The organism is Methylomonas sp. Uni0011 (assembly GCF_056850255.1).
On sequence record NZ_JBVVNO010000014.1, the window covers coordinates 48799 to 73844 of the forward strand.

A 25046-nucleotide genomic window follows, 5' to 3' on the forward strand; every position below is an offset into this window, starting at 1 on the left:
AAGGGCGAAAACCAAGGATGGTTTTCGTAGCGAAAGTATCGCGGTTGTCGGTCCGCGAACCGACATTAAATCAAGCCGTCGCGCTAGCGACACATTAATTTGGAGATTCAAGTCTGCCATCCATGGCTCTCAATGCCCTTCTCCCGGCGGGCATGACACCATCCAAAGCTAAGAAGACCGCAGCTGACTATGCTTCACCCCATACCCAAAATAAATCAAAAACCCTAGCAGCAGCCAAATCAATAACCTGATCCAGGTATCCATCGGCAAGCCCGCCATCAAGCTCAAGCACACTAAAATCCCGCCAATCGGTACGTAAGGCACGGCCGGGCATTTGAAATGGCGTTCCATTTCCGGGTGGCTGTTACGCAAGATCCAGACGCCGCCGCAGACCAGGACGAAGGCGAACAAGGTGCCGATGCTGACGAGTTCGCCAAGTTTCTCGATCGGCATGAAGCCGGCCAGCAAGGATACGGCGACGCCGACCAGGATGGTTGATAAATGCGGGGTTTGAAACTTCGGGTGGACTTGGGCGAACAACGGCGGCAGCAGTTGGTCTTTGGCCATCGAAAAGAAAATCCGGCTTTGGCCCATCAGCAATACCAGCATCACCGAGGTCAGGCCGGCGATCGCGGCGATTTTGATGATCGGCGACAGCCAGCCCATGCCGACGTGGTCGACCGCCAGTGCGATCGGTGCCGGGACATTCAATTCGGTATAGGAAATGATGCCGGTCAATACGCCGGCGACCAGAATGTACAACAAGGTGCAGACCGCCAGCGAGCCGATGATGCCGATCGGTACGTCGCGTTGCGGGTTGATGGCTTCCTGGGCGGCGGTGGATACCGCATCGAAACCAATGTAAGCGAAAAAAATCACGCCGGCTCCGGTCAACACGCCGCCGAAGCCGAACGGTGTGAAATTCGACCAATTCGCGGTATCGACGTGGCCGGCGCCGGCGACGATGAAGATCACGATCACCGCCGATTTGATCAATACCATGACGAAATTGAAGATTGCGGATTGGCGGATGCCGAGCACCAATAACCCGGTCAGCAGCAGGATGATTGCGGCGGCGGGCAGGTTAACGAAGCCGGCTTCGGGATTGGCCAGATAAGCCGTGGTGAGATAGGTGGGTAGATGCACGCCTAACGCGTCGAAGAAGCTGGTCAAGTAGCCGGCCCAGCCGATCGCTACGGTGCTGCTGGCCAGCGCGTATTCCAGGATCAAGTCCCAGCCGATAATCCAGGCCATCAGTTCGCCCATCGTGGCGTAGGCGTAGCTGTACGCGCTGCCGGACACCGGGATCATCGCCGCCAATTCGCTGTAACACATCGCTGCCAGACCGCAGGCGATACCGGCCAAAATAAAGGAGACGACGATGGCCGGGCCGGCATATTTGGCGGCGGCGATGCCGGTCAGCACGAAGATGCCGGCTCCGATGACGGCGCCGATGCCGAGAACGGTCAAGTCTTTGGCGGTCAGGGTTTGTTTCAGGCCGTGCTCGACATCGCTCAATGCGTCGACCGATTTGCGTTGCAGCAGTTGCTTGGGAATTTGCATGAGCGGTCTCGGTTATTTAGTTTGGGCGGATGTGACGGAGTCGGGCAGATTTTTGGCGCCGTCGAAGCGGGTGCCTTGCAAATTCGCGCCGGTAAAAATTGCATCGTGCAATTTCGCTTCCGAGAAGTTAGCGTTGCTGAGGTCGGCTCCGCTCATATCGGCACCGTCCATTTCGGCGGAATACAGGTCGGCGTTCTGCAAATTGGCTTTCACCAATTTGGCGTGTTTCAGCATGGCTCGGCCGAGTTGAGCGTTGCGTAAATTGGCTCCGCTTAGGTTGGCACTCTTCAAGCTGGCGCGCATCAGACCCATCGATTGGTTTTTCATGTCGGCAGCCCACTGCACGTTGCTGAGATTGGCATTGCTCAGGTTGGCGCCGTCCATGATCGCCACCACCCGGCTGCCGCTCATGTCGGCCTTGCTGAGGTCGGCGTGCATCAGACTGACCCCGAAAATGCTGGTATTGGCCAGATTGGCGCCGCTTAGCTGGATGCGGGTCATCACCGTCAGGTCCAGCGTCAGGCCTTGCAGATTACATTTGTTCAAATTCGAGCGCCTAAGATCCGCTCCCCACAAGTCAGCGTTGCGAAAATCCAGGTTGGATAAGTCCAGATCGGTCAGATCCTTTCGTCGCAGGTCGGCTGGGTGCTGCTTGTCGGCCTTTGCGAGCAGTTGCTCGACTTGGGCTCGATTAAGTTCGGCGGCTAGGGTTGGTATCGGGCCCATTGCAATTGGGATTGCAAAAAGCACCGCTTTGATTGGGAAGTTCATAAAGTCTCCTGGCCATTTGCAAGGGAGTTAGGCTGCTTGGGTTTGGAAAATACGATGATATTGGCGTGCTGCTCCGCAATTGAAAAACCGTGCGGAACAAGTATTTCCGCCATTTTCTGCTGCCAATCGATACTAACAGGCGCTCTGGCGATATCGTTGCTAGGTAGCGCTATAAAATAAAATGGTCTAACCGTTGTAACCGAGTTAGACATTTCTATTACATCCATTAAGCTCTTATCCAAATTTCTGGCGTTAAAGTCCAGGGTTCTGACCGGGCGGCCGGTCACTCGACGTAAAGCACCGCCGACATTCGATATTAATAAGGCATCTCCCGGAAGAGCGGATACGGTGTTCTGGATAATTGGATCGCGGCTAATTTTAAAGATAATTTCGTTCGATAGTATTTTATATTTTCCGGTAACTGGCTGCGCCGCGGCAATAATGTCTGTAGACTGGTTGAGGCTGCTCAGAATGTCTTCGGTTTTTTCGATGTCGGATTTAATAAAATACAAGTGGCCGGCAATAATGATGGTGCCAATAGCGACACCGACGGCTTTGTAATATGGGCCTTGATTTTTGATGCGAAAAGCAACTAAAAACAGGGGGAAAAATATCCAGCTAAAAGGATATACGTGGCGGATCAGATCTCCCGGATCCAGGCCGTGGTAAGTATGGGCAATGACTAGCATTCCGCTCGAAGATGTGAGCAATAGCAGCGCGAATAAAATAAAGAACTTTTCGGTTAAATTATAGCTATGCCGGTGTTTCCAGCAAAAGTAAGCGAATAGAGTTGCCAGCGGAAGCCCGATTGAAATTAAGCGCAAAAAATCCCACGACAACATCGATATGTCCCGCGAGCCACTCAGGTCAAGTAGGATGGCTTCAATTAAAACGCGTAACGAAATCAGTGGCGTTGAAAAGTAACCTTGATTGACTTTGTAGGGTAGTGCTTCGCCAAATAGACTAATATTCCTCCAGAGTAAGGCTATTACGATAGGGGTCAAGCCCAATAGAAAAAATCCGAAAATTTTGGCAATCTTTTTCGGGCTTTCCTGTCTTAATGCTCCTAGTACCAGTAGTGCCGAAAAAAAAGATAAAAAATACGCCAAGCCAACGTTTCTGATGGCATAGGCAATGCCGGCGATAAATCCGGACAAAACAAATAATTTTAAATTTTTATGCTTATCTTCATATTGTAGGCTTCTAGTTGTTACGCCCAGGGAAATCAAGATCAGCAAGCTATAAACCGGCTCAGTAAATGGGCCTGGGCTGAATAAATAAAAGCTGGGGGCGCTTGCGATTATTGCTGCGGATAGAATCGAAAACGTCAGACCGATTAGCGGCCGTAGGAGAAAGGCAAGAGCAGAGGGCGTTAATATCCAGCAAATCCGAGAAATCCACAGGTCGGCGGCGGTGGGTGGCAGACCGAATTGTGTCACCAGATAAATTAGTATTCCGTAGCCTGGCGGTTGATATATGGTTGGTTCGTAATCCACGGTGTAGTTGTTCGCCGCCCAAGGCGTTCTGGTTAAGCCGTGGCCCTTGATGAAATTTTGAGCTTCTTCGTAGTAGCTGTCGTTACTCGGGTAGAATCTTATCGAATCGATAAATGCTGTCAGATTCAATACGATAATTGTGCTTAATAGCAGCAACGGCAGGTATATGTAGAAAAAGTCCCGTAGATTGGGGCGAATATGCAAACTAGCCGTCAGACCGTTTTTCATGGTTTTTCCTGTGACTCTCAAGGTAATCGTATTGTATATCAATAATTTTAGGCTGGTAAGGCGGCGCCGGGAGGTGCTGCCGGAAACTGGCGATGTTAGTGAAATTGCCTATACTTGACCACTGATCGGTGTGTTGTTTCGGCTCTGGCGGGAATACGAAACGGCAGTTTTTATTTTATAAGGGTCGAAAATACATTTGCGGCTATGCTGTTAAAATAGTCGCTATAAAATATAACAAATATTGAATGGTGGCATCATGTTATCGATAATTGTTCCGGCATATAACGAGCAGGAAGTGCTAGATCAGTTTTATGCTCGTGTGACGGTTGTGTTACAAACCGCCGCTCCGGACTACGAGTTGATTTTTGTCAATGACGGTAGCCGAGATGGCACTCTGCAGTTATTAGAGAGATTGTCGGAATCGGATCCGCGGGTTGTTGTTATCGATTTGAGCCGAAACTTCGGCAAAGAAATTGCTGTTTCGGCCGGGATTGACTTCTCGCGGGGCGATGCAGTGATTATTATCGATGCAGATTTACAGGATCCGCCTGAGTTAATCCCGGAATTGTTGAAGCAATGGAATAGTGGCTTCGATAATGTTTATGCACGGAGAATTAGCCGAGACGGCGAGTCGGTAATCAAGAAAACGACTTCGTATCTGTTTTACCGGTTTATTCGAAGAATGACTAATATCGATATTCCTGCCGATACCGGAGATTTTCGGTTATTGAGCCGGCGCGCGGTCGATTCGTTGAAACAATTGCCTGAGCGGAATCGTTTCATGAAAGGCTTGTACGCTTGGATCGGCTATCCCTCTGTTGCGGTAGAGTATCGGCGTGATCCGCGCTATGCCGGCGAAACAAAATGGAACTATTGGAAGCTATGGAATTTCGCGTTGGAAGGGATTACTTCGTTTACAGAGGTTCCGCTTAAGGTAGCTAGTTATGTTGGCGTAGCTGTAGCATTTGCGGCATTTTGTTACGGAGTTTATATTATTATAAATACTATTTTGTATGGTAATCCGGTTGCAGGCTATCCGTCATTAATTGTGACGATTTTATTTCTCGGCGGAGTGCAATTAATATTTATCGGGGTATTGGGGGAGTATCTGGCGAGAGCCTTTTCTGAGTCCAAGCGCAGGCCCTTATACTTTGTTAACAAAGTTATCAGGAAATGAGGCTATGGACGTTAAAGAAGAGTCAATATTAGGCGATGCTGTTTATACGCATTGGTATTACTTGTCCAAACTGAAAGCCATTCAAGGATTATTGGCGGATATTGTTTTTAAAAGAATTCTTGATGTTGGTGCAGGATCCGGAATTTTTTCGAAATTGTTGTTGATCGACGCAGGGTCGGCTGCGCGTTGCGTCGATACTGCATATGTCGATGATGAAAGGCGCGAGCTTTATCAGGGTAAGGATATCGTTTTTGTTAAGACAATCAATTCTGTCGATGAGGATGTCGTATTAATGATTGACGTTATTGAACACGTTGAGAACGATCGAGATTTTTTAAAATATTATGTTGATAGAATGCCTGTGGGTGGGCATGTTTTAATTTCTGTGCCGGCGTTTAATTTGCTATGGTCGGGCCATGACGTTTTCTTGGAGCATAAACGACGCTATTCTTTAGGGGAATTAGAATCGCTTGTGAAGAATGCAGGGCTGCATGTAGTAAAAGGTCGGTATTTTTTTGGGTTGCTATTTCCTATTGTAGCCGCGATTCGAATATTTAGTAGATGGCGAGGCAGTACGAATAAAAATCAGGCGAAAAGCGATTTGACTATGGCAAGTAATATTGTCAATAGTTTATTGATAATGATTCATCAGGTGGAAGCCAAGACTTTATTTTTGATCAATAGAAGTGCAGGGTTGTCTGCTTTTTGTTTGGCAAAGAAAGTGAGTTAGGAAAAAGCCCATTTTTTGTTGATAATGAAAGTCGTCACCGGAACTACTGATACCATAAATAATATGGCGTAATGATAAGGTAATAACAACCGCTCGACGATAACCAGCACTCCCGCAGTATTTAGGCCCAATCCAATCAATGCGACGATCAAAAACTTGGTCATCTTTTTGGACCAATGCGTATCGCTGCTATTTCGAAAGGTCCAGTGGTATTGGCCTAAAAAGGATATTAAAAAGGCGACGGCAAAGGCGATAAAGTTAGCTTCTAGGGCTTGGGCTAACTGCGTTTCAATAACAAAGGCAAATATACCCGCATGCGTTGCTGTTGCTAAACCGCCGACGATGGCAAATTTTAAAATTTGCCATTTGGTTTGGCTTGATGGATTTCCGGATTTGGTTTGGACTGCAATATAACGCGGTTTCCCTTTGACTCGGTGATGTTTTTTTTGCTTTTTGGTTTTACGCATAGCTAACAGTTAACCGGGGTTTTTTTCTATGCCTGATCGACAGGTGGCTGATTGATATGTCGAAAATGTTTGCACCTATCTTAACAGGCAGAAAGGTAAAATATTGTAATTGCGGTGTTGGTGCAAACTGATTGCCGTATTGTCGCAGATAAGTTTGAGCCAATTATGAATAAACCCAAAATATTCGGTTTTAAACCTGCAGCGGATTTTAATAAAAATCAGATTAGTTTATGCCTAAGTAACATTGCCAAGCAACGGGAATTGTTGGCAATCGTTCGAGCCGGATTACCCGACGATCTGTCGAAACACGTTTTGCATTGCGTTGCCTCGGATTCGGCGATTCTGCTCTACAGCGACTCCGCGAATTGGGCATCGCAAATTCGTTTTTTTGCGCGGAACATTCTGGAAAAGCTGCATGACGCCGGCGAGATGGGCTTGGTCAAGCTGCAGGTTCGCATTGTGACCGCGGCTGTCGGCGCATCTGCGGCGCCCCGCAAGCCAAGGTTGCCTTCGGCGGAGGCCATCGAAGTACTTTGCCGGAGTGTTGACAGCGCTACCGGCGATGACGCGTTGGCAGTAGCGTTGAAGCGTTTGGGCGATACTTTGCGGCGGAGGACGCAGGAAGGCTAGTTGATGGAGGCGCTGCCCGGACGAACTAGAACCAGGCAGCGTCAAGATTGAGTCGGCGCGTTATCAGCCCGTGGCCCGTGCGGAAGACTGAGCCGAATGCAAGAAGGAAATCGGCGCGTCCTCGGCGTTTTCGAAGGTGACCTTTTCCCAGGCGTCGGTTTCGTTCAGTAGCGTCAATAACAATTTATTATTCAGCGCGTGGCCGGATTTGAAGCCCTGATATTCGCCGATCAGGCTGTGGCCCAGCAGATACAGGTCGCCGATCGCATCGAGAATCTTGTGTTTGACGAATTCGTCGGCGTAACGCAGACCGTCTTCGTTCAGCACCTTGTCGTCGTCGACCACGATGGCGTTATCCAGGCTGCCGCCCAGCGCCAGATTATTTTCCCGCAAAAACTCGATGTCTTTCATAAAGCCGAAGGTGCGGGCTCGGGCCACTTCCTTGACGAAAGTCGTCGTCGAGAAATCCATCACCGCGGTTTTCAAATGCTCGGAAAAAGCCGGATGTTCGAAATCGATCGTGAAAGTGACTTTAAAGCCTTCGAACGGCAGAAAAGCCGCCCATTTGTCGCCATCCTCGACCCTGACTTCGCGTTTGATCCGGATATATTGCTTGGGCGCGTCTTGTTCGACGACGCCGGCCGACTGCAGTAAAAATACAAAAGGCCCGGCGCTGCCGTCCATGATCGGTACTTCGGCGGCGCTGACATCGACGATCGCATTATCGATGCCCAGCCCGGCCAGAGCCGACAGTAAATGCTCTACCGTGGAAACCTTGACGCCGTCGCGTACCAACGTGGTGGATAGTTTGGTCTCGCCGACATTTTCGGGACGAGCGGAAATCATGACCGGCGCTTCCAAATCGACGCGGCGGAAGCGGATGCCGGTATCCGGCTCGGACGGGTGCAGAGTCAGATAGACTTTGTCGCCGGTATGCAAGCCGACGCCGGTGGCTCTGATCGTGTTCTTCAAAGTACGCTGTTTAATCATGAAATGCCGACAATATGTAAAACAAGGCGGGGGAGTCTATCACAGATTGGGCGATAGCTCCCCTCGAACTTGGTGGGCTGCCTGAAGCGCTAAGCAGCTGACTTGCTTAGTCCGCTTGGCGACGCAAGAAGGCCGGTACGTCCAAGTAGTCCAGATCGACATCGTTTCTCGGTTGGGCGCCGAAACGCGACTCCCGGGTCGATTCCTGCTTTTGCTGGCGGATTACGGTCGGTTTTTCCAGTTGGCCGTAATCGACTTCGCCGGCCGCGACCTTTTTCACCAGACTGATCGGAGCGGCGTGTTTGGCTTTATCGCCCATGCCGGTCGCAACCACGGTGACTTTGATTTCGTTGCCCAAGGTCGGATTAACCGCCATGCCGATTTTCATGTCGGCGTCTTCGGAAGCGAACGCGTGCATGATGCTGCCGATTTCGTCGAACTCGTTCAGGCCCAGGTCGCCGTTGGAGGTGACGTTAACCAGGATGCCGCGCGCGCCTTGCAGATTGTTGTCGTCCAGCAACGGGCAGGCAATGGCTTTTTCCGCCGCCAAACGGGCCCGGTTTTCGCCGCTGGCGACGCCGGTACCCATGATCGCGCTGCCCATGTTGGACATCACGGTACGGACGTCGGCAAAGTCGACGTTCATCAGGCCCGGATGGGTAATCAGCTCGGTGATGCCCTGTACCGCATCGCGCAATACGTCGTTGGCGGCGCGGAAGGCTTCGACCAGCGATTTGTTGTTGCCCAGAGTCGGCAGCAGTTTTTGGTTAGGAATGATGATCAAGGAATCGACCAGTTTTTCCAGTTCGCGCAAGCCGGCGTCGGCCACGCCTTTTTTCTTGGAACCTTCGAAGTCGAAAGGTTTGGATACCACGGCAACGGTCAGTACGCCCAACTCTTTGGCGACTTCGGCGAACACCGCAATCGCGCCGGTACCGGTACCGCCACCCATGCCGGCGGTCAGGAATACCATGTCGGCGCCAGAGATGACTTCGCGGATGCGGTCGCGGTTTTCTTCGGCCGCGGCTCTACCGATTTCCGGCCGGGTGCCGGCGCCCAAGCCTTTGGTCAGCTCTACACCCAGTTGGACGATGGATTCGACGTTCATTTCCCGCAGGGCCTGGGCATCGGTGTTGGCGCAGATAAACTGGACGCCGTCGATACCGTCGGCTGCCATGTGGTTGACCGCATTGCCGCCGCCGCCGCCGACGCCGATCACTTTAATCACAGCACTGCCGCTGCTATCCAATAATTCATATTTCATATTCACGCCCTCCAGACAAAAGATTAAAAATTACCTTGAAACCAGCTTTTTATTTTCGATAACAGATCGGCGCCGTCATCGTTTATGCCTAACGCCCGGCCGTGATGATCCTTGCCGTACAGCAACAGACCGACCGCGGTCGAATAAATCGGGTTTTCCGCTACATCGGTCAATCCCGACACGTGCAGCGGTACGCCCATCCGAACCGGCATGTGGAAAATTTCCTCCGCCAATTCGACCAATCCCTTCACTTGGGAGCTGCCGCCGGTGATTACCATGCCGGCGGCGATCAGATCTTCATATCCACTTCTTCTCAATTCTGCTTGCACCAACAGCATCAACTCCTCGTAACGCGGCTCGACGATCTCGGCCAGGTTTTGCGCCGAGATTTTGCGCGGCTCGCGGTCGCCGATGCTCGGCACGTTGATGGTTTGTTGCGGATCGGCCAATTGGGTCAAGGCGCAGGCATACTGGCGCTTGATGTCCTCGGCGTTTTTGGTCGGCGTCCGTAACGCCACCGCGATATCGTTGGTGACCTGATCGCCGGCAATCGGAATCACCGCTGTGTGCTTGATCGCGCCTTCCGAAAAGATCGCCAGATCGGTGGTGCCGCCACCGATATCGATCAGGCACACGCCCAGATCCTTCTCGTCGTCGGTCAATACCGCCGAACACGAAGCCAATTGCTCCAGCACGATATCGTCGACGTCCAACCCGCATTTGCGGATGCATTTGACGATGTTCTGTTCGGCGCTGACGCTGCTGGTGACCATGTGTACCTTGGCTTCCAGGCGAATGCCGGACATGCCGATCGGTTCCTTGATGCCTTCCTGCTGGTCGATCACAAACTCCTGCGGCAGGATGTGCAGGATTTTCTGATCGGCCGGAATTGCCACCGCCCGCGCCGAATCGATCACCCGGTCGATGTCGTGCTGGGTGACTTCCTTTTCCTTGATCGCGACGATGCCGTGCGAATTCAGGCTTTTGATATGGCTGCCGGCGATGCCGGCGAAAACCGATTTGATCTGGCAACCGGCCATCAATTCGGCTTCCTCGACCGCGCGCTGGATCGAATGCACGGTCGATTCCAGATTGACCACGATGCCTTTTTTCAAGCCCTTGGACGGCGCGGTGCCGATACCGATCACTTCGATTTCGTCGCCGCCGCGGTATTCGCCGACGATGGCCGCGACCTTCGACGTGCCTATGTCCAATCCCACTAAAATATTTCGATCTGTCTTTTTGGCCATTGTTGTGTGCTCAGTAAGCGTTTAAATCAGGTTCTTATTCTTTTCTGCGATTGCTTTCCAATCGATAGCGGCGGCTTCCGGTTTCCAGGTCACGGCAAAGCCGTTCGGATAACGGGTGTCCACGCTCGCTATCATGGCGATTTGCTCCTCGCCCAATAAATCCATGGTTTTCAAAAAGCGCTGCATATTCTCCAGCGGCGCCTTGCGGCCCAATTGCATCTCCATGCCGTTGGCCAGCTTAATCCGCCAAGCCCGGCGTTCGTTGACGTGGAACTCGGCCAATTGCATCGATTTATCCTTCAACACGATGTAAACGCCCTTCATGATTTCCAGCAGCTTTTTCTCCTGGCCTTCCGGGCCGGTAATCAACGGCAGATTCTTGAATTCCTCGATGTTGTCCGGAACCAGCAAATCGCCTTGTTTGTTCAATAGTGCCGAGTTGCCCCAGCGCACCACCGGTTTTTGTTCGGTGATTTTGATGTGCACCGCGTCCGGCCACACCCGTTTTACGTCCACCTTGTCCACCAACGGCAAGGCTTTGATCGCCTGATGGATGGCCTGCATATCGGCGTGGTAGTAACCCTGTTTCATCTGCGGCGCCAAAACCTGCTTCAATCTGTCCTTGCTGGTGTATTGGAACGCACCTTCGATCCGTACGTAACGGATCGGTTGGCCGCGCAGGGCTCTCTCGCCGAAGTGTTGCCAACTCCACCAGCCGGCCCCGGCCAATACCAGGACCACAATCAAAAATCTAAGCCGCACCGGCCGATCCCGCCACGCTGGTCTCCAGGATTCGCCAAACCAATTCCTCGAAGCTGACGCCGACCGCCTTGGCTGCCATCGGCACCAGGCTGTGGTCGGTCATGCCCGGCACAGTATTGACCTCGATCAATTGCAGCCGGCCGCTGTCGTCGATGAAGGCATCGACCCGGCCCCAACCGGTGACGCCGACGGTCTGACAGGCTCTCAGCGCCAGGGCCTGTAATTCCCGCTCGCGCTCCGAGCTCAAGCCGCACGGACAATGGTATTGCGTGGTGTTGGCGCGGTATTTGGCGTCGAAATCGTAAAACGTGTGCGGCGTTTCCAGCCGGATCGCCGGCAGCGCTTCGCCGTCCAGCATGCCGATGGTGAATTCCTGGCCCTGGATCCATTGCTCGGCATAGACTTCGCAGCGGTACTGGCTGGCGATTTTCAACGCCGCCAGCAATTCCTCGCGATTATGGGCCTTGCTCATACCGATGCTGGAGCCTTCCTGGGCCGGCTTGACGATCACCGGAAAACCCAGCGCATTGATGCAGGTATCGATATCGTGCTCGCCGCTCAACAAAAACCAGCGCGGCGTCGGCAGGCCGGCGCCTTGCCAGCATAATTTGGTGCGCAGTTTGTCCATCGCCAAGGCCGAGGCCAGTACGCCGGAGCCGGTGTAAGGCAAGTTCAGCGTTGCCAATACCGCCTGCAACACGCCGTCTTCGCCGCCGCGGCCGTGGATGATGTTGAACACCCGGTCGAATTTGCGCCCGGCCAGGGCGTCGATCGGGCTGCCGGTCACGTCTATCGCGGTGGCACCGATGCCTTGGGCTTGCAAGGCCCGGTATACGGCGTTGCCGCTGTTCAACGATACTTCGCGCTCGGCGGCGGAACCGCCCATCATCACCGCGACCTTGCCGAATGCGGCGGGATCTTTAATCCGTAAGGGCCTCATGTTTTGTCACCTATCCGGCAAACTTCGGTCTGCAGACTGACGCCGAACTTGGTTTGCACTTGCGTTTGAATATGTTCGATCAGAGCTTCGATATCCGCCGAACTGGCGTTACCCTGATTCTCGATAAAATTGGCGTGTTTTTCCGATACCACGGCGCCGCCCACTGCAAAGCCTTTCAAGCCGCAGGCTTCGATCAGCCGCGCGGCGTAGTCGCCGGGCGGATTCTTGAACACCGAGCCGCAGGTCGGCTTGTTGGTCGGCTGGGTCGCGTTGCGTTTCTCCAACAGTGCCTTGATATGCTGCTGGCTGGCTTCGCTATTGCCTTTGACCAATTTCAGTTGCACCGACAGAAACCATTCGTCTTCCAGGCCTTTGACCGAGCGGTAGGCGACTTCGAACTCGCCGTGATCGCGCTCGATCACTTCGCCGCGGGCGTTGACCATTTCCACCCGGTCGACGATGCGCCAGGTCTCGCCGCCGAAAGCGCCGGCATTCATTTTCAGCGCGCCGCCCATCGTGCCGGGGATGCCGGCCAAAAATTCGGCGCCGGTCAGGCCCAGATCGGCGCAAAAGCGGGCGACATGGGCGCACGGCACGCCGGCTTCGACGTACACTCGTTCCGAGTCGATCAGCCGCATTTCCTTCAAACGGTTGCGGGTGTTAATCACGGTGCCTTTGATGCCGCCGTCGCGCACCAGCAAATTGCTGCCCAGTCCCAGCCAGTACAAAGGCTCGCCTTCCGGCAGTTCGGCAATGAACTCGATCAGGTCGGCCTTGTTTTCCGGAATGTACATGTGCTGCGCCGGGCCGCCGACCCGCCAGCTCGTGTATTTGGCCAGCGGCTCGTCGTTCAGCAAGGTGCCTTTCCAGCTCGCCGGGGCCATCACTCGCTTCCTCTCAGTTCGGCCAGCGCCTCGGCCAGCTTTTGCGGCAGTTCGGTGGCGATCTGGCCGACGTTGCCGGCGCCCATGGTCAGGATCACGTCGTCTTTTTCGACGATGCCGGCCAGGATGGTGGCCAAATCCTCGCGGTTTTGCACGAATACCGGATCGACTTGGCCGCGCACCCGAATCGAGCGGCTCAAGGCTTTGCCGTCGGCGCCGGTGATTGGCGTTTCCCCGGCCGAATAAACGTCCAGCAAAATCAACACATCGACCCCGGACAGCACTTCGACGAAATCTTCGAACAGATCGCGGGTGCGGGTATAGCGGTGGGGTTGGAATACTACGACTTTACGCCGACTCGGCCAGGCTTGGCGCAAGGCTTCCAAGGTGGCGGCCAGTTCGCGCGGGTGATGGCCGTAGTCGTCGACCAAGGTCAGTTTGCCGTCGGCGAAATCGACGTCGCCGTTAATTTGGAAGCGGCGGCCGACGCCTTTGAATTCGGCCAAGCTTTTCACAATGGCGGCGTCGTCCACGCCCAGCGCGGTAGCGATCGTGGTTGCCGCCAGCGCATTCAACATGTTGTGCCAGCCGGGCAAATTCAATGTGACTTGCAGCGGCGGCAGGTTGCCCCAGCGCAGCACGGTGAAATGGGTGCGCAGACCGTCTTGTTTGATGTCGACGGCGCGGACGTCGGCATAACTGCTGACGCCATAGGTTTTTACCGGTTTCGAGATGTTCGGCAGCACGTCGCAAACGCCGGGGTCGTCCACGCACATCACGGCCAGTCCGTAGAACGGCAACTGGTGCAAAAATTTCAGGAAGGTTTCCTTCAGCTTGCTGTAACTGCCGCCGTAGGTCTCCATGTGGTCCTGATCGATATTGGTCACAATCGCCATCATCGGCTGCAGGAACAGAAACGAGGCGTCGCTTTCGTCGGCTTCGGCCACCAAATACTTGCCCAGGCCCAATTTGGCATTGGCGCCGGCACTGTTCAGGCGGCCGCCGATGACGAAAGTGGGGTCCAGGCCGCCTTCGGCCAGCATCATCGTGGTCAAACTGGTGGTGGTAGTTTTGCCGTGAGTGCCGGCGACGGCAATGCCGAAGCGGAAGCGCATCAGTTCGGCCAACATTTCTGCGCGCGGAATCACCGGAATCCGGTTTTCGTAGGCCCTGACCACTTCCGGGTTGGTTTTATCTACCGCAGTGGAGGTGACGACGACATCGACATCGGCGACGTTTTCGGCCTTATGTTCCAGATAGACTTTGACGCCCAGGTTTTGCAAACGGTCGGTGACCGGCGAGGCCTTGATGTCGGAGCCGGATACGGTGTAGCCCAGGTTGCTCAGCACTTCGGCGATGCCGCTCATACCGGTGCCGCCGATACCGACGAAATGGATTTTGTCGATGTCGCCCAATGCCTGATTGGCGGCGGGTATATTGGGGCGGTTCATCGCGCGGCCTCCGCGTGAGACACGGCAATTGCCGCGCAAATGTCGGCCACGGTTTGGGTGGCGGCGAGTCTGGCCTTGGCTTTCGCCGCCCGACTCATGGAATCTAAGGATGTCATGGCTTGGGTAATGGTTTTACGCAGGTTTTCCGCGTTCAATTCGGGTTGCGGCAGCAGTAAAGCGGCGCCGGCGTCAGCTAAATATTTGGCGTTCGCCGTTTGGTGGTCGTCGATGGCATGCAACAACGGCACGAAGATCGCCGGTAGTCCGGCAGCCGCGACTTCGCTGACCGTCATCGCGCCGGCGCGGCAGACGATCAGATCGGCCCACCGGTAAGCGGCGGCCATGTCGTCGATGAAGGCTGCTACTTCCGCGTTTAGGCTCGTGGAGCGGTAAGCGGCGGCTACCTCGGTTTGCATCGCGGCACCGGTCTGGTGCTTGATCTCCAGATTGGCCAATGTCGCCAAGGCGGCTGGAACGGTCTCGTTCAATACTTTGGCGCCCTGGCTGCCGCCGAGAACCAGTATGTGCAGGTTACGGCCGGCGTCCGGCGTCCATGCCTGTTTGTCCGGCAATGCGCTGAAGCCGCTACGCAGCGGGTTGCCGGTGCATTCGGCGCCCAGATTCGGCGCAAAACTGGCGGGAAAGGCTTCCAGAATTTTGGTTGCCGCCAGTTTGGCCAGCCAGCGGTTGGTGGTGCCGGGCACCCGGTTTTGTTCGTGGATTACCAGCGGAATGCGCAGGCTCTTGGCCATCAGGCCGCCGGGGCCGGCGACGAAGCCGCCCATGCCCAAAACCACATCCGGCCGGCGCTCGCGCAAAATCCGTTTGGCTTGGCGGCAGGCTTGCACCAGTTTGACGATACCGCCGACTTTGGCCAACAAGCCTTTGCCGCGCAGGCCGGCCACCGCCAGCCAGTCGATATCGATGCCGGCGGCCGGTACCACTTTGGCTTCCAGACCGGTCTGGGTGCCGAGCCAACTCACTTGCCAGCCGCGCGCAGCCATTTCCTGGGCTACCGCCAATGCCGGAAATACGTGGCCGCCGGTACCGCCCGCCATAATCACAATGCGGCCGCTCATGCCAGTTTCCCCTTGACGTTGCTCTTGTTGTGTTCGGTCACTTCGTAATGAATCCGAAACAACACTGCCACCGCGCCGCACATCACGATCATACTGCCGCCGCCGTAACTCATCAGCGGCAGGGTCAGGCCTTTGGTGGGCAACATGCCCATGTTGACGCCCATATTGACGAAGGACTGAAAGCCGAACCAGATACCCAAACCGTAAGCCGCGAGCGAGTTGAAACGCAGACCGGCCTGTTCCGCCTGTTCGCCGATCGCAAACGCGCGTACCACCAGGGCGCTGAACAGCGCGATGATGACCAGTACGCCGACCAAGCCCAGTTCTTCACCGAGTACCGAGAATAAAAAGTCGGTATGAGCTTCAGGCAGATAAAACAATTTTTGCAGGCCGTTGCCGAGGCCGACGCCGAAGAACTCGCCGCGGCCGAACGAAATCAAGGCTTGCGTCAACTGGAATCCGGTGTCCTTGGCGTCGGCCCACGGGTCGAGGAAACTGGTGACCCGCGCCAGCCGGTACGGCGAGACGATCACCAACATGACCGCCAGGCCGGCGACCAGCGCCAGCAGGATGACGAATTGCGAAATCCGCGCCCCGCCCAGAAACATCATGCCCATCGCGATGATCAGAATCACGACGGCGGAGCCGAAGTCCGGCTCCAGCAGCAACAGTACGCAAGCCACCGAAAACAGCATCAGCGGTTTGACCAGGCCGAAGGCGGAACGGCGCACGTGTTCGGCGTGGCGGGTGACGTAGCCGGCCATGTAAATCACCGAAATCAGTTTGACCACCTCGGACACCTGAATCCGCAGACCCAAAATCGATAACCAACGGATACTGCCGTTGACTTTGACGCCGACGCCGGGAATCAGCACCACCAGTAGCAGCGCCAGACCGGCGATGAACAGGGTTTGCCCCATTTTTTCCCAGCTTCTCATCGGCACGTTCAAGATAAAGCCGGCAAAGGCCAAGCCGAAGGCGATGTGCGCCAATTGTTTGAACGGATAATGCGAAATGTCGTCGGCCATCTTCACACCCAGGTGCAGCGAAGACGACGTGACCATCATGAAGCCGATACCGAGCAGGGCGAAGCAGGCCAGCATCAGTACCGGATCGGTATGCAAGCGGCTTTGCCGAGGCTTCGCTGCGGGCGTAGGCTTCAACATGACGGCAGCTCCATCACCGCTTCGGCAAATTTGTTGCCGCGGTCGACGTAACTGCGGTATTGGTCGAGGCTGGCGCAGGCCGGCGACAACAATACGCTGTCGCCGGCATCGGCCAGACTGGCGGCGGTTTTGACCGCTTCTTTCATGTTGCCGGCGAATTTGACCGGTACGTAATCGTGCAAGGCATCGGCGATCAATTGCGCATCCTTGCCGATCAAGACCACGGCTTTGGTTTTCTCGCGCACGGCCGGTGCCAATTCGGCCATGTCGGCACCTTTGGCGTCGCCCCCGGCGATCAGTATCACTTTACGGTCGTAGCCTTGCAGCGCGGCGATACAGGCGCCGATGTTGGTGGCTTTGGAGTCGTTGATCCAGTTGATGCCGGCTCTTTCGGCCACCTTTTGCATCCGGTGCGGCAGGCCTTTGAAGTTGCGCAGCGCGGTGCACATCGCGGTCATACTCAAACCGATGGCGCTGCCCAAGGCCAATGCGGCCAAGGCGTTGGCCAGATTGTGCGAACCTTCCAGACGCAGGTGAGAGGCCGGCATCAATACTTGATCGCCGTGCATCAGATTGATGGTTTCGCCGCGTTGCAGATAGAAATCGGCGGTGCTTTGGATCGAAAACGTCAAGCTCGGCCGGTTGGTGTCGCGCATCGCCATGACCAGCGCATCGTCCGCATTCAAAACCATCGTGCCGTCGCCGCGGAATATGCGTTGCTTTTCGGCGGCGTAGGTTTCGATGCTGGCATGGCGATCCAGATGGTCCGGACTGACGTTCAGCACGGTGGCGGCTTTGGCGTTCAAGGCTCGGGTGCGTTCCAATTGGAAACTGGACAGCTCCAGCACGTATAAATCGGCGTCCTGTTGTAATAAGTCCAGCGCTGGCGTGCCCAGATTGCCGCCGATGGCGGTTTTCACTCCGGCGGCGTTGGCCATTTCGCCGAGCATGGTCGTCACCGTGCTTTTGCCGTTCGAACCGGTGATGCCGATGATCGGCTTATCGGTGGCGCAGGCGAACAAATCGATGTCGCTGATGACTTTTACTCCGGCCTGCACGGCTTTGTGAATCGCGGTTTCGTGCAGCGATACGCCGGGACTGACGAGCAAGTGAGTGGCGACATCCAGCGCGGATTGATCGAAGCCGCCGGAAAACACGGGTACGTCCGGCATTTGTTCCCGCAGATTGTCGATCAACGGCGGTTGCTTGCGGCTGTCGACTACGGCGAAACGGATCGGGGTTTTTTGCAAAAATTGCGCGGCCGAATAGCCGGTCGCGCCCAGGCCGACGATCAGCAGTCGAGCGTTGGCCGGATCCAGTTGAAAATGGCGTTCTAGATTGGCGAGTAGTTGTGCGGTATCCATGGCTATCTCAGTTTCAATGTCGCCAGGCCGATCAGGACCAAAATGACCGAAACGATCCAGAAGCGGACGATGATGCGCGGCTCGGGCCAGCCTTTCAATTCGTAATGATGGTGAATCGGGGCCATCAGAAATACCCGTTTTTTGCGGGTTTTATAGGAGGCGACCTGAATGATCACCGAAATGGTTTCGACCACAAAAATGCCGCCCATGATCACCAGCACGATTTCCTGGCGGACCAGCACGGCGACGATGCCCAGCGCGGCGCCCAATGCCAACGCGCCGACGTCGCCCATGAATACCATGGCCGGATAGGCGTTGAACCAGAGAAAGCCGAGGCCGGAGCCGATCAGCGCGGCGCAGAACACCACCAATTCGCCGGATTTGGGGATATGCGGTATTTGCAGGTATTGGGCGAAATTGGCGTGGCCGGACAGATAGGCGAAGATCGCCAATGCGGCCGCGATCATCACGGTAGGCATGATCGCCAGGCCGTCGAGGCCGTCGGTCAAGTTCACCGCGTTACTGGAGCCGACGATGACGAAATAGGTCAACACGATGTACATCCAGCCCATGTCCAGCGTCACGTTTTTGAAAAACGGCACAATGAATTGGGTTTCGGCAGCGACTTGAGCGGTGCTGTACAAGTAGATGCCGGCACCCAGTGCGACCACCGACTGCCAGAAATATTTGGCTTTGGCCGACAGGCCGACGCTGTTGCCGAGCAGCACTTTCTTGTAATCGTCGATAAAACCGATGACGCCGTGCGCCAGCGTCACCAACAAAACCACCCAGATGTAACGATTGCTCAGATCGGCGCAGAGCAGGGTGCTGATCGCCACCGCGAACAGAATCATCGCCCCGCCCATGGTCGGGGTGCCCGATTTGGAGAAATGGCTTTGCGGACCGTCGTCGCGCACGCTTTGGCCGATTTTTCTGCGGGTCAGCTTTTCGATCACCATCGGGCCGCTCAGCAGCGAAATCGCCAAAGCGGTCAACACGCCCAGGATGGCGCGGAAGGTCAGGTAGTGTAAGACCCGGAAGCCGCTGTCGATACTGCTTAAAAAGTCTGCGAGTAAAAGTAACATTATGCCGCTCTAAAATTGTCGACCAGCGCCGCCACCACGTTTTCCATTTTTTGGGCGCGCGAGCCTTTAACCAGTAAAGTTTCCCCGCCGCTCAGTTCCGCGGTCAGGTCTGCAATCAATTGTTCCTGCGTGTCGTAATAACGGGCGCCGGCGCCGAAGCCGGCGACGCTGTGGCGGGCCAATTCGCCGGTGGCGAACAGGCGCTTGGCTCCCATGGCTTTGACCAATTCACCCATTTCCCGGTGTATCGCCGGGCTGTCCGGGCCTAATTCGCCGAACGCGCCTAGCGCAACCCATAACTCGGTCCGGCTGCAGCCGTCGATGGCTTCCAAAGCGGCGCGCAGCGAACTCGGATTGGCGTTGTAGGTGTCGTCGACCACGATGTTGTTGCGGCGGCCGCGTAATGGCTGCATCCGGCCGACCACCGGCCGCAAGCCTTCCAGACCGGCTTTGATCGCGTCGAGCGCGATGTCGAATTGCCGCGCAACCGTCGCCGCTGCCAACGCGTTTTTGACGTTGTGGGCGCCGGCCAGATTCAAGCGGATAGCGATACTTTCGCCGCCGGCTTGCAACTGAAAGCGGGTGGCGAAGCCGTCAGCATCAAGGCCGGTTTCGATTTGCTCGGCGCGGACGTCGGCAGCAGGATGGAAGCCGAAACTAACCGATTTGCGCGGGCCGGCCAGGGTGAGCCAGAAGTCGTAGAAGGCGTCGTCTCGGTTCAACACCGCAACGCTTTGCGGGCTTAGGCTTTCGATGATCTCGCCCTTGGTTTTGGCCACGCCGTTCAGGTCGCCGAAACCCTCGATATGCGCCGCACCGACGTTATTAATCACGCTGACGTCGGCTTGGGCATAGCGGCTGGTATAGGCGATTTCGCCGATGTGGTTGGCGCCCATCTCAATCACGGCATAGCGGTGGCCGGCATCGAGTTTCAGCAAAGTTAGCGGGACACCGATGTCGTTGTTCAAATTGCCTTGAGTCGATAAGGTGGGGCCTTGGGTAGCGAAAATCGCCGCGATCATTTCTTTGACCGTGGTTTTGCCGTTGCTGCCGGTGACGCCGGCAACTTTGACCGGCAATTGCCGGCGCCAGTAGCCGGCCAGTTCGGCCAGCGCCAGGTGGCTGTTGTCGACCACGATTTGCGGTAGATCGGATGCGCAGGCGCGTTCTACCAGCAGCGCCGCGGCGCCGGCCTGTTGCGCTTGCTCGATAAAATCGTGGCCGTCGAAATTCTTGCCTTTCAAGGCCAGGTAAAGTTCGCCGGGTTTGAGCGTGCGGGTGTCGATGCTGACCGACTCGACGCTGCGGTCGGTTCCGGTCAGAGTGCCGTTGACGGCTCGGGCGATTTCGCTGAGCAGCATCTTCATGGTTTGCGCCACTCCGCCAAGGTTTTTTCCACCAGCGCGCTATCGCTGAACGGCCATTTTACGCCGGCGATTTCCTGGTAATCTTCGTGGCCCTTGCCGGCGATCAGTACGCAATCGTCGGGAGCTGATTGTTGTATGGCTGTGTTTATGGCCGTGGCCCTGTCGTTAATAACGGTTACTTTATCGCTACGGCAGCCCGCCAAAATGTCGGCGACGATGGCGGCCGGAGCTTCGCTTCGCGGATTGTCGTCGGTGACGATGACCTGATCCGCCCAGGTCTCGGCAATCCGGCCCATTTCCGGGCGTTTGCCTTTGTCGCGGTCGCCGCCGCAGCCGAACACCAGTTGCAACCGGCTGTTGCCTTTGATGGCTTTCAAAACTTTTTCCAAGGCATCCGGGCTGTGGGCATAGTCCACGAACACGGTCGGTTTGCCCTGGCCGCCGAATTTTTCCATGCGGCCGGCAATGGCAGTCAGTGAGGCCAAGCGTGCTACGGCGGTTTCGAAACCAATGCCCTGGGCCAGCAATACGCACAGCACCGCCAGCAGATTTTCCAGATTGAAACTGCCGGCAATGCCGCTGGCGGCGGTTAGCCGTTTACCGCGCCAAACCGCGTCGAATTCGATGCCGGCGGCGCTAAATTTTGCATTTTCGGCCGTCACGCATTCGCAGCCCGGAAGCGTTCGCCCGCTGGCGCTGAAGGTCCACACCTGGACACCCTGGCCGATACTGTCCAATACCTGTGCGCTGCTGGCGTCATCCAAATTGATAGCGGCAAATTTCAAGCCCGGCGTTTTGAACAAGGTCAGCTTGGCTTGCAGATAGCTCTGCATATCGCCGTGATAATCCAGATGGTCCCGGCTCAAATTGGTGAATACCGCGCCCTTGAATTGCACGGCATTGACCCGGCCTTGCTGCAATCCATGCGAGGACACTTCCATGGCGACTGCGCGTTTGCCTTGGGCCGCCAATTCGGACAAGATCCGTTGCACGTCCAGCGCATCGGGGGTTGTGTTTGCGGTCGGCTGTAACTTGCCGAATTCGCCCCAACCCAGCGTGCCGATCACGCCGCAATCGGGCAGCGCCTGCGCGAGCAGTTGGCTGCAGGTGGTTTTGCCGTTGGTGCCGGTGACGCCGATCACATCCAACTGCGCCGAAGGCCGGCCGTAAAACCGGGCGGCGATCTCGCCCAGACTGTCCGCCAATCCGGCAACGGCAAACAGCGGCGCAGCGAGAGGCGTCTGTAAGTGTGACGCACTCTGCTGCGGTTCGAATACCACGGCTTTGGCGCCGCGGCTTACGGCCTGCGCGGCATGGGTCAGGCCGTGTTGCCGCGAGCCGTTCAAAGCGATGAATACGTCGCCTGCGCGCGTGCAACGGCTATCCAGGCTCAAGCCGGTTATCTCCGCGTCCGTAGCTATATCAGTTAGTCCGTTCAGCAATTCGCTCAGCTTCATCGTTTGCTCAACAGTAAGTGCATGTTTTCCATGCCGTCCGGCTCGACGCCGTAAACTCGTAATGCGCCGGCCATGACCCGCGAGAAGGCCGGTGCGGCAACCAAACCGCCGTAATATTGGCCGCTGGTCGGCTCGTCGACCACGATCGCGATAATAAATCTCGGGTTACTGGCCGGCGCCATGCCGACGAATACCGATAAATATTTGTCGTCGGCGTAACCGCCGGCGGTGGCTTTTTTCACGGTGCCGGTTTTGCCGGCCACCCGGTAACCTTCGACTCTGGCTTGATACGCCGTGCCTTCCTTGCTGATCACGTGCTCCAGCATTTCCCGGACTTTTCTCGCTGTTTCCGGCTTAAACACCCGTTGTGCGTCCGGATCTTCGTCGCGCTTCAATAGGGTCACCGAATGAATGATGCCGTCGTCGGCCAAGGCGGTATAGGCCCTGGCCAGTTGTAAAATCGAGGTGGATACCCCGTAACCGAACGATAAAATCGCTTGGTCGAATTCGTGCCAGCCTTGATAGTCGAGCAACGAGCCGCTGGCCTCGCCGGGGAAGCCGACGCCGGCCGAGGTGCCGAAGCCCAGTTTGTTGTAAACCCCCCAGAAATACTCCGGCGGCATGGTCATTGCGATCTGGGTCACCGCGATGTTGCTGGATTTTTGCAATACGTGGGTCAAATCCATCGTGCCGTAGTTATGCACGTCTTTGACCACGTTGCGGCCCAGGTGGTAAACGCCGTGGGTCTCGATCATCACATTCGGATGGATATAGCCGCCGTCCAGCGCCGCCGCGATCACGAACGGTTTTACGGTCGAGCCGGGTTCGAAGCTGTCGACGATGGCCCGGTTGCGATAACGGTTGCTGCTCAATTCTTTCCGGTTGTTCGGGTTGAATGCCGGCTGGCTGACGCTGGCCAACACGTCGCCGTTTTTGGCATCCAATACCACCAGCGAGGCCGAATGCGCCTTGTTCTGGATCACGGCATTTTGCAGCTCCCGGTAGGCCAGATATTGCAAGCGTTCGTCTATCGTCAAAATCAGGTCGCGGCCCGGTACCGCTGCTTCGATGTTTTCTACGTCTTTGATGATCTGGCCTTTGCCGTCTTTGATCACCCGTTTTTTGCCCGGTTGGCCGCGCAATATATGTTCGTAACCGTGTTCGATGCCTTCCTGGCCGATATCGTCGATATTGGTAAAGCCCAGCAAATGGCCGGAGACTGCCCCGGCAGGGTAATACCGCTTGAATTCGCGCTCGAAATAGACGCCGGTGATCTCCAGATCTTTAACTTTTTCGGCGATATCCGGATTGATCTGCCGGCGCAAATAGACGAAGCGCTTGTTGGCGTCTTTTTCTTTTTTCAACAGCGAGCGCAGCTCTTTTTCCGGGAAACCGAGGATTCTCGCCATCGGTGTCAGTTTGTCCTGTTCGCTGTCTTTCAATTGCCGTGGATTGACCCAGATCGATTGCACCGGGGTACTGATTGCCAACGGTTCGCCGTTACGGTCCTTGATCTGGCCGCGGTATGCCGACACCGACACGACGCCGATGTGTTGCATATCGCCTTTATCCTGTAAAAAATCCTTGTCCAGGATTTGCAGATAAACCGCGCGGCCAACCAAGGCAGTCATCGCCAGCATCATTGTCGACAACAGCAGTTTTCGCCGTATCGGAAAATCGGTATTAAGGCGCGGTGCTGGGGCAGAACCGGTAAAAATTCGCATTACGGCTTGATGTAAATTATTTTGTCCTGCGGCGGCAAAGTCAGCATCAATCGCGACCTGGCCTCGACTTCAACTCGGTTTTCTTCGGTCAGCGTCGTCAATTCGAGCTGTAACCGTCCCCATTCGACTTCGTAATCGTCGAGTTCCTTTTCCTTTTTTTGGATCTCGATAAACAGCAGCCGCGATTGGTATTTGCTGTAAATCACCGCGATGCCGGATATAAGCAACACCGCTACCAGTATTGTCAGCAGGATGTTTCGAGCAAATATCATCAACGCTTCTCCGCGACTCGCATTACCGCGCTACGCGCTCTGGGGTTATCGCGCAATTCCTGCGCTTGGGCGCGTATCGATTTACCGATTTTGCGTAATTGCCCTTGTTCTATGTCCCGTTCTCTGACCGGCAATCTGCCGGGATCGGTTTTCGCCCCCGATTGGTCCCTAATAAACCGCTTGACGATCCTGTCTTCCAAAGAGTGAAACGAGATCACTACCAGCCGTCCGCCCGGCGCCAGTACCTCCAGCGCTTGCTGCAAACCTGCCTTGATCTGTTCCAGCTCCTGATTGATTTCGATCCTGATCGCCTGAAAGCTGCGTGTCGCAGGATGTTTGTGCTTGTCGCGAAACGGCACGCTTTGTTCAATCAATCTCGCCAGTTCCAGAGTGGTCGTGACCGGGGCCTGTTGGCGCTGGCTGACGATCGCCCGGGCGATGCGCTTGGCAAACCGTTCTTCGCCGTATTCGAATAAAATCCGGACCAATTCCGGTTCGTCAACGCTAGCCAGGTACTCGGTAGCCGACAGTCCGCGTCCGGTGTCCATACGCATATCCAGCGGTCCGTCGCGTAAAAAACTGAAGCCGCGTTCGGCAATATCCAGTTGCGGCGACGATACGCCCAAGTCCATCAATATGCCGTCGATCTTGCCGGCGTATCCGTTACGTCTGGTTACTTCCGCCAATTCGGCAAAACTGGCATGGCGTAATTCGAATCTGGGGTCCTGACGTAAACTCTCTGCCTCTTGGCTGCCAATCGCATCCGCGTCTCTATCCAGTGCCAACAAGCGGCCCGATTCGCTCAGCTCGGCCAAAATGCCACGACTATGGCCGCCCCGACCGAAAGTGCAATCCAGATAGAGGCCGTCCGGTTTTATCGCGAGTTGCTGGAGCGCTTCCGCGTATAAAACGGTTTGGTGTGCCGGCAT

The 25046-nt window shown here is 55.6% G+C and carries 23 protein-coding genes; 3 read left to right on the forward strand and 20 right to left on the reverse strand.

The features are described from left to right. Positions 1-168: 168 nt before the first annotated feature. Genes AC0IM9_RS14935 through AC0IM9_RS14945 form a run of 3 tightly spaced genes read right to left on the reverse strand, consistent with a single transcriptional unit; the run spans position 169 to position 4058 of the window. Positions 169-1563 (reverse strand): amino acid permease, encoded by a 1395-nt coding sequence (locus tag AC0IM9_RS14935; protein WP_482804553.1) that lies wholly within the window; start codon positions 1561-1563, stop codon positions 169-171. Between the two features lie 12 nt (positions 1564-1575). Further along, positions 1576-2334 carry a pentapeptide repeat-containing protein gene (locus AC0IM9_RS14940; protein ID WP_482804554.1) on the reverse strand — a complete coding sequence of 253 codons (759 nt, stop codon included), beginning with the start codon at positions 2332-2334 and terminating at the stop codon, positions 1576-1578. Next, positions 2331-4058: a hypothetical protein gene (locus tag AC0IM9_RS14945; protein WP_482804555.1), complete on the reverse strand. Its 1728-nt coding sequence runs from the start codon at positions 4056-4058 to the stop codon at positions 2331-2333. The genes AC0IM9_RS14940 and AC0IM9_RS14945 overlap by 4 nt, the downstream gene beginning before the upstream one ends. Before the next feature lie 256 nt (positions 4059-4314). On the opposite strand from AC0IM9_RS14945, the gene AC0IM9_RS14950 reads away from it, so the two are divergent. Continuing rightward, complete coding sequence (locus AC0IM9_RS14950; RefSeq protein WP_140914090.1) at positions 4315-5235, forward strand: glycosyltransferase family 2 protein; 921 nt, start codon at positions 4315-4317, stop codon at positions 5233-5235. A 4-nt stretch (positions 5236-5239) separates the two neighbouring features. Continuing rightward, complete coding sequence (locus tag AC0IM9_RS14955; RefSeq protein ID WP_482804556.1) at positions 5240-5965, forward strand: class I SAM-dependent methyltransferase; 726 nt, start codon at positions 5240-5242, stop codon at positions 5963-5965. Here the strand turns inward: AC0IM9_RS14955 and AC0IM9_RS14960 are convergent. Beyond that, a complete protein-coding gene (locus AC0IM9_RS14960; RefSeq protein ID WP_482804557.1) occupies positions 5962-6432 on the reverse strand; it encodes a GtrA family protein in 471 nt (156 codons plus the stop codon). The genes AC0IM9_RS14955 and AC0IM9_RS14960 overlap by 4 nt on opposite strands. A gap of 165 nt (positions 6433-6597) precedes the next feature. On the opposite strand from AC0IM9_RS14960, the gene AC0IM9_RS14965 reads away from it, so the two are divergent. Further along, positions 6598-7062, forward strand: a complete 465-nt coding sequence (locus AC0IM9_RS14965; protein ID WP_445372238.1) for a hypothetical protein — start codon at positions 6598-6600, stop codon at positions 7060-7062. Between the two features lie 63 nt (positions 7063-7125). Here the strand turns inward: AC0IM9_RS14965 and lpxC are convergent, their stop codons facing one another. The 16 genes from lpxC to rsmH all read right to left on the reverse strand — a co-directional run bounded on the left by lpxC (position 7126) and on the right by rsmH (position 25046). Next, positions 7126-8052 (reverse strand): UDP-3-O-acyl-N-acetylglucosamine deacetylase, encoded by a 927-nt coding sequence (gene lpxC, locus AC0IM9_RS14970; protein WP_140914086.1) that lies wholly within the window; start codon positions 8050-8052, stop codon positions 7126-7128. A 106-nt stretch (positions 8053-8158) separates the two neighbouring features. Then, complete coding sequence (gene ftsZ / locus AC0IM9_RS14975) at positions 8159-9316, reverse strand: cell division protein FtsZ (protein ID WP_140914085.1); 1158 nt, start codon at positions 9314-9316, stop codon at positions 8159-8161. Positions 9317-9339: 23 nt separating this feature from the next. After that, positions 9340-10566, reverse strand: coding sequence for a cell division protein FtsA (ftsA, locus tag AC0IM9_RS14980; RefSeq protein WP_054758926.1), 1227 nt, complete (start codon positions 10564-10566; stop codon positions 9340-9342). A 21-nt stretch (positions 10567-10587) separates the two neighbouring features. Beyond that, positions 10588-11328, reverse strand: a complete 741-nt coding sequence (locus AC0IM9_RS14985; protein WP_278209795.1) for a cell division protein FtsQ/DivIB — start codon at positions 11326-11328, stop codon at positions 10588-10590. Then, a complete protein-coding gene (locus AC0IM9_RS14990; protein WP_482804558.1) occupies positions 11318-12268 on the reverse strand; it encodes a D-alanine--D-alanine ligase in 951 nt (316 codons plus the stop codon). The genes AC0IM9_RS14985 and AC0IM9_RS14990 overlap by 11 nt, the downstream gene beginning before the upstream one ends. Next, complete coding sequence (murB, locus tag AC0IM9_RS14995; protein WP_482804559.1) at positions 12265-13152, reverse strand: UDP-N-acetylmuramate dehydrogenase; 888 nt, start codon at positions 13150-13152, stop codon at positions 12265-12267. The genes AC0IM9_RS14990 and murB overlap by 4 nt, the downstream gene beginning before the upstream one ends. Continuing rightward, entirely contained in the window at positions 13152-14603 is a 1452-nt protein-coding gene (murC, locus tag AC0IM9_RS15000; RefSeq protein WP_482804560.1) for a UDP-N-acetylmuramate--L-alanine ligase, read from the reverse strand. The genes murB and murC overlap by 1 nt, the downstream gene beginning before the upstream one ends. Then, the gene (gene murG / locus AC0IM9_RS15005) at positions 14600-15682 is read right to left on the reverse strand and encodes an undecaprenyldiphospho-muramoylpentapeptide beta-N-acetylglucosaminyltransferase (RefSeq protein ID WP_482804561.1); all 1083 of its coding nucleotides are present in this window, start codon (positions 15680-15682) and stop codon (positions 14600-14602) included. Before murG ends, murC begins: the two co-directional genes overlap by 4 nt. Beyond that, complete coding sequence (ftsW, locus tag AC0IM9_RS15010) at positions 15679-16848, reverse strand: putative lipid II flippase FtsW (protein WP_445372244.1); 1170 nt, start codon at positions 16846-16848, stop codon at positions 15679-15681. Before ftsW ends, murG begins: the two co-directional genes overlap by 4 nt. Next, on the reverse strand, positions 16842-18212 hold the full coding sequence (murD, locus tag AC0IM9_RS15015; RefSeq protein ID WP_140914078.1) for a UDP-N-acetylmuramoyl-L-alanine--D-glutamate ligase: 1371 nt from the start codon (positions 18210-18212) through the stop codon (positions 16842-16844). Before murD ends, ftsW begins: the two co-directional genes overlap by 7 nt. Positions 18213-18214: 2 nt before the next feature. Beyond that, positions 18215-19297, reverse strand: a complete 1083-nt coding sequence (mraY, locus tag AC0IM9_RS15020) for a phospho-N-acetylmuramoyl-pentapeptide-transferase (RefSeq protein ID WP_140914077.1) — start codon at positions 19295-19297, stop codon at positions 18215-18217. Then, a complete protein-coding gene (locus AC0IM9_RS15025; protein WP_482804562.1) occupies positions 19297-20664 on the reverse strand; it encodes a UDP-N-acetylmuramoyl-tripeptide--D-alanyl-D-alanine ligase in 1368 nt (455 codons plus the stop codon). Before AC0IM9_RS15025 ends, mraY begins: the two co-directional genes overlap by 1 nt. Further along, a complete protein-coding gene (locus tag AC0IM9_RS15030; protein WP_140914075.1) occupies positions 20661-22121 on the reverse strand; it encodes a UDP-N-acetylmuramoyl-L-alanyl-D-glutamate--2,6-diaminopimelate ligase in 1461 nt (486 codons plus the stop codon). Before AC0IM9_RS15030 ends, AC0IM9_RS15025 begins: the two co-directional genes overlap by 4 nt. Continuing rightward, complete coding sequence (locus AC0IM9_RS15035; protein WP_278209787.1) at positions 22118-23845, reverse strand: peptidoglycan D,D-transpeptidase FtsI family protein; 1728 nt, start codon at positions 23843-23845, stop codon at positions 22118-22120. The genes AC0IM9_RS15030 and AC0IM9_RS15035 overlap by 4 nt, the downstream gene beginning before the upstream one ends. Then, positions 23845-24117, reverse strand: a complete 273-nt coding sequence (ftsL, locus tag AC0IM9_RS15040) for a cell division protein FtsL (protein WP_140914073.1) — start codon at positions 24115-24117, stop codon at positions 23845-23847. The genes AC0IM9_RS15035 and ftsL overlap by 1 nt, the downstream gene beginning before the upstream one ends. Continuing rightward, positions 24117-25046 (reverse strand): 16S rRNA (cytosine(1402)-N(4))-methyltransferase RsmH, encoded by a 930-nt coding sequence (rsmH, locus tag AC0IM9_RS15045; RefSeq protein WP_482804563.1) that lies wholly within the window; start codon positions 25044-25046, stop codon positions 24117-24119. Before rsmH ends, ftsL begins: the two co-directional genes overlap by 1 nt.